Annotated in this window: 5 protein-coding genes; 2 read left to right on the top strand and 3 right to left on the bottom strand. The window is 59.8% G+C overall.

All coding sequences use genetic code 11. From position 1 onward, the window contains the following. Positions 1-241 precede the first annotated feature (241 nt). Positions 242-4,117 carry a hypothetical protein gene (locus tag ACF8ML_RS08835; protein WP_392406075.1) on the top strand — a complete coding sequence of 1,292 codons (3,876 nt, stop codon included), beginning with the start codon at positions 242-244 and terminating at the stop codon, positions 4,115-4,117. 452 nt (positions 4,118-4,569) lie between these two features. Here ACF8ML_RS08835 and ACF8ML_RS08830 read toward each other — a convergent pair whose 3' ends face one another. Both ACF8ML_RS08830 and ACF8ML_RS08825 read right to left on the bottom strand, forming a co-directional pair. Continuing rightward, positions 4,570-5,550 carry a GyrI-like domain-containing protein gene (locus ACF8ML_RS08830; RefSeq protein ID WP_392406074.1) on the bottom strand — a complete coding sequence of 327 codons (981 nt, stop codon included), beginning with the start codon at positions 5,548-5,550 and terminating at the stop codon, positions 4,570-4,572. 93 nt (positions 5,551-5,643) lie between these two features. Continuing rightward, positions 5,644-5,967, bottom strand: a complete 324-nt coding sequence (locus tag ACF8ML_RS08825; protein ID WP_013802924.1) for a helix-turn-helix domain-containing protein — start codon at positions 5,965-5,967, stop codon at positions 5,644-5,646. 150 nt (positions 5,968-6,117) lie between these two features. Between ACF8ML_RS08825 and gstA the strand changes: the two genes are divergently transcribed. Continuing rightward, on the top strand, positions 6,118-6,750 hold the full coding sequence (gstA, locus tag ACF8ML_RS08820) for a glutathione transferase GstA (RefSeq protein ID WP_392406072.1): 633 nt from the start codon (positions 6,118-6,120) through the stop codon (positions 6,748-6,750). Between the two features lie 131 nt (positions 6,751-6,881). Here gstA and ACF8ML_RS08815 read toward each other — a convergent pair. Then, positions 6,882-7,907: hypothetical protein (locus tag ACF8ML_RS08815; protein ID WP_392422615.1), on the bottom strand; the 1,026-nt coding region annotated here is incomplete at its 5' end.

Raw genomic sequence — 7,907 nt, 5'->3', positions numbered from 1 at the left:
CGGAAGCAGACCCACGGCCCTCCAGTGCTGCAGGCAGGCTAATTGACGCATCACCACGGCTCGGAGTTAGGGGCGCGATCGCTGACTCTGCCTTATTCAAGGCACTGACCATCTGCTTGGCTCCATCACTGCCCGCCACTCCGCGCAGAAGCCGTCCCGAATCTGACACTGCCAAAGTCGCGAAGACAGCAGCGGAGCGGCGGCATTCGGGAATGCACCCTACGTACGATAATGGGAGTTAATGAGCACTCCAGAAGACCCACGTTGGAAGCAGACACGCGCCGGAGCACGTGCCGGCCGCGGCTTCCGTTATCAGGATGCTGCCGCAGCCTTCCTACTTGTGGAGCAATGGAATCAGGGCACGACCGCCAAACTCGTGCCTGAAGGGCTGGACGACCTGACCCTGTTCGTTGACGGAGTAGAGATCCGGATCCAGGCGAAGTCCATGCACGATCCGAAAGGCATGTTTCGCGCGTTGCAACTCGCCGAATACCTAGAGAAGACTGCGGCCCTATTGTCGCAGGAAGAATGGGTTCAGGGCAGTGTGCGTATCGCTGTGATACTTGAGCGCACAGTCATCGGCTTGGAGGCTAAAGGATGGGAGGTGCCTCTGTCATCGTACGAGGATGTTGCTGTAGTCCGCCAAGCCCTGGATGCGCTGCCTCCCTCGGCGAGAAGCTTCACAGTGGAGCAGTTGCTTGAGCGTTCATTTCTTCTGGTCAAGAGCACTCCAATTGAGTGCTGCGTTCAGCTCCTCACCGACAAGCGAGGCGCGCCCGCCTTCGCCTGCAGGCTAGTGGCACAACAACTTCGCGTGGATGCCGGCCGCTGCTCTGATGAGAACTATCTTACGAAGGCATCCAACGCCGCAAACATGACGACTGCCGACGTGGCAGGGGCAATGGAGCGCGTTCTTCTCGCCACTCAGGAAGGTGGACTACAGCGCGCCATCCAGGACGGCATCTGTGAAATCGTCGACTTCTCCATCAGGGTTCATGACGAGGCGTTCTACGCTGGCGTGAACGTAGTAGCTGGCCATGTCGCGGCCGGCCTGGTGTTCGAGCGTCCAGACGTCACTGAGCAGGTCGAGACCGCTGTCGAAAGCGGAAGAGCGACCCTCATCGCCGGCCAATCAGGCAGCGGAAAGTCGGCCAGCGCATGGCTGTATGCGAACTCTACGCGGCACGATGTGATCTGGTACAGAGTTGCGAGACTCGCGCCGGGTGAGTCCGCTCTTTTGCTACGTCTTGCGAAGGCCAATGAGGCGAGTCGGACTCGCAGGGTCGGATTCATCCTGGACGACGTAGGCAGAAACTTCGCCGACACCTGGGACGAGGTGGCCCGCATGGCCGGGGAGTCTGAAGGCGTCATCCTGATTGGCACCATTCGAGAAGAAGACATCGATCTCCTGGCTGACCTTCGGAGCACCACGGTCGTTAGGCCACAGCTGGACGAAGAACTCGCGACTCGGCTTTTCACTCAATTGCCATCGCCTGAGGCGCGTCGCTTTCATCACTGGCGCGAACCATTCGAAGAGAGCAAGGGGTTGCTACTCGAATTCACGCACCTGGTAACCCAAGGGCAAAGGCTCGAAGCGGTGCTTCGCGACCAGTTGCGCCAGCGCGTCAAGGAGGCTCGGGACGATGAGCTATTGATCTTGCAGGCAGTCTCATTTGCCTCGCGCTTCTCCGCAGCTATCGACAAGGAACGTCTACGCGAAAAGACTGGTCTGACCTCAATCGCTTTTGCCAGAGCTCTAAACCGCTTGGTTCAAGAGCACGCCGTCGCGTTAGTAGGCGACGACTCCATCGGCGGACTCCATGAAATCAGGTCACAGCACCTAGACATCCTGCTTCGGGAGATAACACATCAAACTGAGCTGTCTTCTCTGCACCTTGCCCTAACGTGCATCAGATTCAAGGATCTCGCTAGCTTTATTGCCAGTCTCTATCGCGAGCTACCCACAGTTCATGATGCCGTAGTACAAGATTTGGCCTCCTTGCTCCCGGGCTCCAAGATTGATGCTTGGACTGCGGCGTTTCACGGCTTGGGATTGGTAACCTGCGATCTCGTCGGCAAGGCCTGGATGGAGATCTGCAAGGACGAGAAGATCGACGAACGTTTTGCGCACACGGTATTCGGGCTCGCTATAGCGAATGCGAACCTAGAAGGGATGGAATTTTGGGAGAGGATTCGCGGTGCAATAAGCCGCTTCTCAGGCATCGGTATACCGGATAAGCGATTGGAATTGTCAATGCAGCTCTCCAGTTCACCACCACCTCCCTCCTGGGGTTTGCAGCAGGCGGTCGAACTTGCAGCTGCACTTATGCCACTACATGGCACAACGCAACCTCCAGCCACCCCCCAATGGCTGGCGACCAACCCTTTAAGCGAGCCCGCATCGGCTTCACAGGTGCTTGGTTTCATTAGCGTATTGCGCGAGTTGGGCGAGCAACTAGCAGCCGAAGCTCTCACAACCCAAGGTGGTTCGGCTCACCTACTCGAGAGATTGCACAGTGATACCGCTTGGCTGATGAAACCCACCCTTGAAAACGATGACGAAGGTGTATCCATCATCCGGGCCAACATCCGTGTGGTGAACGACGCAGTCCAGTCCAATCTGCACGAACGCGCGGTTTCAATCTGCGACATGCTCATTGCCGCCGAGCCGGTCGCGCGAGCGGCCGCTGTCTCCGCAGTGCTCGGAGATGGGAGCGTTCTGAAGGTGGGTGATTATCCGGTGGCTGACGTCCGATTAGACCGAAAGTGCATAGTCGTTCCGGCGCGGGTGGCTTGGAATCGGGCACAGCTTCGCAGCATCCAGCAGGTTCAGGAGACGGGCGGAGAAACGGCTCGCGCCAATAGCCTTGCGATAGCGCTAAGCGAGACGCTTTCAAACTTGCGCCGCGCCGCAGAGAGCTTCTGTCGCTTGGAGCCAGCGCCCTTGAAGCTGCATGCGTTTGCTTCGATCCGACAGGTTCTTACAGGAATGATCCTCCCTGGACGCGTTCGCTCGTCCGTCTCCGGAGTTCTGGACCATGGAAGTTACGACGCTTCAGATACCGTCGTCGAGGTGGTGCAGGGAATCCAAGAGATCACAACAAACCTCTTGTCAGGGAAGGTCGAGCGCCCCCTGCTAGAAGCGATCAACACGATAGATATCTCAAAAAAGATGCGTGCGCTAGCCTCTTCTGAGCTTTGGCGGTACACGGACCTAGCGAGCGATGTCGACTTCGAGGACGCCGCACAGTTGCTCAAGGAGATTTCCTACGTGCTGGCGGATATACACACATGCCCATCCGAGTCGCACTCAAGTAGAGCCGCGCTATCGAAGCGGTCACGCAAGCGCTCAGCTCTGGGCGCCGCTAGTGCTCTGGCCCTTTCCCGTGCTCAGGGCCTGATTGAGGCGCGTCGTCGAGAGCTCGAAGTCCAGTTTCAAAGAGCTGAGCCTGGATGTGTGGTGGTGGCCCGCAATGACCCGTTTGATCGCCAGTGGCCGCCCGCATCGTTTGCCATTCTTTTGCCTTGCAACGAGATTGTGGAGTTTTTTCAAGCGATCGAGCGCTTTGCAAGTGAGCACGCCTGGGACGGCCCTGACCACCGTGTGGCAGCTCCTTTGTTACGCGGGAAGGTCGCCGCTAGGTTTGCCATAGGCGGAGTTTCAATTGTCTTTCCCCAATTCGAGTTCAAGAAAGAATGGCATGCTCTGCTTCCATATCCTCTGCTCGATGACGTTGCGACTGCGGAATTCGACAGAGTCCTTACCGACTGCACCAGTATTTCTGCGGTGATGACAGGTCTTGATCGGGACCTGAACTCCGAGGAAGCGGACTACCTCAACGAACTCGTGACGCCACTTGCAGGCCGTTTGGGGAGTTTTCTGAAGCTCAGTAAGGGCAACGATGATGAAGTGATAGTGGCCGCGGGCGCGTTTCTAGCCGAGTGTGCACAGAAGGCGATTGACCAAGTCCAAGAGAACGGCGCCGGCCCGTCCATTGCACAGGACCAAGCCGCCCTCTTTCGCAACGAAATCGCTGATTCGAACGCGCAATTTTTGGGCTACAGGCTGATGCTCACAGATTGGGACGCTGCTTCCCAGTCGGCACAAGGAAACTAGAGATGAATGGGGCCACTTCTCCCGTGCTCACGCTTTGGCACAACGCTCTTTCGGCTCCGCCAATCTCCACATGCTAATGGCAGCAAACCGCGCTGTTGAGTCAGTCAGGACGCGCAGTTCAAGGACTGCACCCGCTGCAAAGCCGACACTTGACGGCTAAGGTCCAACGCCTGCAGCGGGTAGTGGATTCAACCGGCCAACCCAACACATTCGTAAAACCTCAATGGGCTTGAGCTGTTTTACAGCGCCCGCACCGGAATGCAAATGTCGCAGCAGAACTCCCCGGTTAATGGCAGCAAACCGCGCTGTTGAGTCAGTCAGGACGCGCAGTTCAAGGACTGCACCCGCTGCAAAGCCGACACTTGACGGCAAAGGTCGAACGCCTGCAGCGGTTAGTGGATTCAACCACCCAACCCAACACATTCGTCAAACCTCAACCGGCTTGAGTCGCTTTACAGCGCCCGCACCGGAATGCAGATGTCGCAGCAGAACTCCCCGGTCTCGGCATCCATTGCGTTGACCGCAGAAAACATCTCAAAGCAAGGCCGGTCGTCACATTGCATGCCGCTGGACGGCATCCATTCGCGCGTCAGCCACATCCAGGCGTTGGCCAAGCCCTCGGGTTTTCCTTTGAACCTTGCCACTGCGTAACGGCCGCCCGGCAGAGTTTGGGTATCCACCTGGCCGCTGGCGACGAAATGCGCGGGGACTTCCACGCAGGCGTCATAGCGGCATTTGTTGGTGGGTGTGAGAGAGGGGTCGTCATAGCCTATGCCGTAGCACGTTTGATCGCTGAGGCCATTGGAGTGCATCCACGGCGCAATGGTGCCTCGCCAGAATTGGCCTATGGCTGGCCCATAGGGGCCGATCAAGCGCTGATAGGCGACATGTGCTTTGGGTAGATCAATGATGCGTACGTCCATGGCGATTTCTTCCTTCAGGTGACAAGAGCCCTGAGGTTCGCCGAACGCGCGCAGGTCTTCCTGATGGAGATTGCCGAAGACCTGATCAGGATTGCTCTGCTGGCTGCCTGGTTGCTGCCCGATGGCGGCCGCCTGGGTTTTCAGCCGCTCAAGCGTGGTGGAGCGCCAGGCCGATGGCGTGCAGCCAAACTTGAGCTTGAAGGCGCGCGCAAATGCTTCGCCCGATTGGAAGCCGGTGGCCAAGGCGGTTTCAAGTACGGTTTCCTTGCTGCCGCAGGACAGCCGGAACGCCGCCTTCTCGAGCCGTCGGCGCTGCGCATAGCTGCCCAGCGTTTCTCCCATCCATGCCGCGAAAATTCGGTGAAAGTGAAAGCGCGAGAAATTGGCGATGTCGGCCAGATGTGCGCCATCCAGAGGCTGATCCAGGTGGGCATCGATGTAGTTGAGCACGCGATTGATCCGTCGTGCGTACTCGGCGCGGGATGCCTGCTCGGAAGGCTTGTTCGTCATGGTAGTTGTTCTTCAAATCACCGTGCATGCGGCGATGGGGCTTGCCTGTCGGCAGGGGGGGCGGATGGAGACGACCAGCCGGCGCAGTTTTCGTCAGGCCGGCGCCTTGCCTTTCACCCACAACCCAAACTCCTTCATCACCCCCACCACCGGCTTGAGCCGCTCCCCATCCTGGGTCAATTCGTACTCCACCTTGATCGGCGCAGTAGGGTAGACCGTGCGCTTGACCAGGCCCGCTTCCTCCAGCGCGCGAAGGTCCAGGGTGAGGGAGCGTTGGGAGATGCCGGGCATGTCGCGGCGCAGGTCGTTGAAGCGCCGGGGGCCGTCGATGAGGTAGGAGGCGATGAGCAGCCTCCAGCGGCCGCCCAGCAGGCGCATGGCTTCTTCCACGGAGCAGCCGGAGATGTTGGATTTCATAGCACATTCATCATAGGCAGGCGGCAGGTATATTTTTTTAACCTATGGGCAGTTTTATTGCCTTCTTCCAGATTTATCCCTGGTGCATGACATTGGCCAGGGGCTGTGCCTGAACGCGCAGGCCCCTTGTTCCATCACCAGAGAAATTCCATGAAGCTGTATTACCTGCCCGGCGCCTGTTCGCTGGCGCCGCACATTGTCCTGAACGAGCTGGGGCTTGATTTCCAACTGGTCCGGGTGGACCACAAGACCCACCAGACGGAAGACGGCAGGGACTTCCGTGCGCTCAGCCCGTTCGGCTATGTCCCCCTGCTGGAACTGGACGACGGCAGCCTGCTGCGGGAAGGGCCCGCCGTCCTGCAGTACTTGGCGGACCTGCGGCCTGCGTCGCTTCTGGCGCCGGCCCATGGCAGCCTGGAGCGCTATCGGCTGCTGGAGTGGCTGGCCTTTCTGAATTCGGAGATCCACAAGGGCTTCATCCCGCTGCTGTATGCGGTGGCGGCGGGAAAGTACGGCGTGGAGACGGCCAAGCCCAAGCTGGAGCAGCGGTATGCCTGGGTGGATTCGCAACTGGCCGGCAAGCGCTACCTGATGGGCGATGGCTTCACCGTGGCCGATGCCTATCTGTACGCGCTCACGCAGTGGGGGCAGGCGCCGTGGCTGGAGTCGGTCTACAAGACGAGCATTCGCTTCGATGGCCTGGAGCATCTTGCCGGCTGGTACGCGCGGATGCGGGAGCGGCCTGCCGTGCGCCAGTCGCTGCAGGCCGAAGGTTTGCGATAGGGCCGGTGGCCGCCACGCATGCGGCCACCACGCACTTTGCTGCGTCATGGCAAGCAGCCCGCGCCTTGCGGCCTTGAGGGTGCCCAATGCAAATCGTCTGACGGGAAGTGACGTGGTGTGGACGTGACGGATCACGCCAAGGTTTCAAGGCTCACGGCCACGATGACGGGGGCAGGCTCCGTGTTCACGAGGCGCAAGGCCTGGTTTGGCTGTCCGTCTCCGCGTGCGCGCTGAACCGTCACACCCATGGCCTGCACGGTGTCCGCCTCGTCCAGCGTCTGGCGCAGCGAGGCGGGGATCGGCGCTGCGGCAGTGAAGTCGAAGCGGGGTTTCAACGCGACGTAGAAAGTTGACACACGGCACGCCATCAGTCCGCCAGGCCCGAAGAATACGCCTGCATCCGGCACCAGGCCGCGACCCAGCGCCACCATCGAGGCGTCGTACCAGCTGCCGGGGTAGATCGGCACTTGGTCCCAGCATTCAGAGGTGATCGTCACCGTCTCCAGCGAAGCGGCGGGTAGCGCAAGGACGCGGCCGGAAGCGTCCAGGGCCTGCAGGGAAGCCGGAGCCTGCGGCCCTGCGCCGGATGTGTCGTTGAGATTCAAGCGCAAGGTGCCGGGGTTTGCGATCGTGCCGACAGCCACTGCTGCGCTCCACTCCGACGAACTCTTGGGCAGTGTCCAGATCGGTTTCCACTGCAGGTAGCCGGTCTCGTACACCTTGGTCCATCCCACCGGAGTGGGCGAGTATGCAGGTTCGCCTGGAGGCGTTGCCATCTTCTGCATGGCGCCTGCAAGCATCGACTGATAGGGAAATTTGCAGGCTTCGAGTACCTGCAGAAAGGTCTTGTATCCCTGCGAAAAGCTGCGCCCCGACGCTTGGTACAGCGCGCCATTGGCAGCGGACTGGGGCACCGTATCTGCAAAGAGAAACTGCGCGTCGGCCATGGTGCCGGTCACTGGATCGGGCCAGTTCCACGCGGTCACCGGCATCAGCATCTGCCCCCGCACCAGCGGCGCCGAAATGGATGCCGAGCGCTTGAACACCATGCCGGTTTTCGGCCCGCTCGATACGCTTGGGGCCCTTGGGGGCGAAGGCACCAGATCAGCCAGGCCGCCGAGGAACTGATGGATCACGTTCATGAACGCTGTCTCCGG

The organism is Delftia sp. WSY_10, from assembly GCF_043104705.1.
GTDB lineage: Bacteria > Pseudomonadota > Gammaproteobacteria > Burkholderiales > Burkholderiaceae_C > Comamonas > Comamonas tsuruhatensis.
This window is presented reverse-complemented; position numbering and strand designations above follow the sequence as displayed.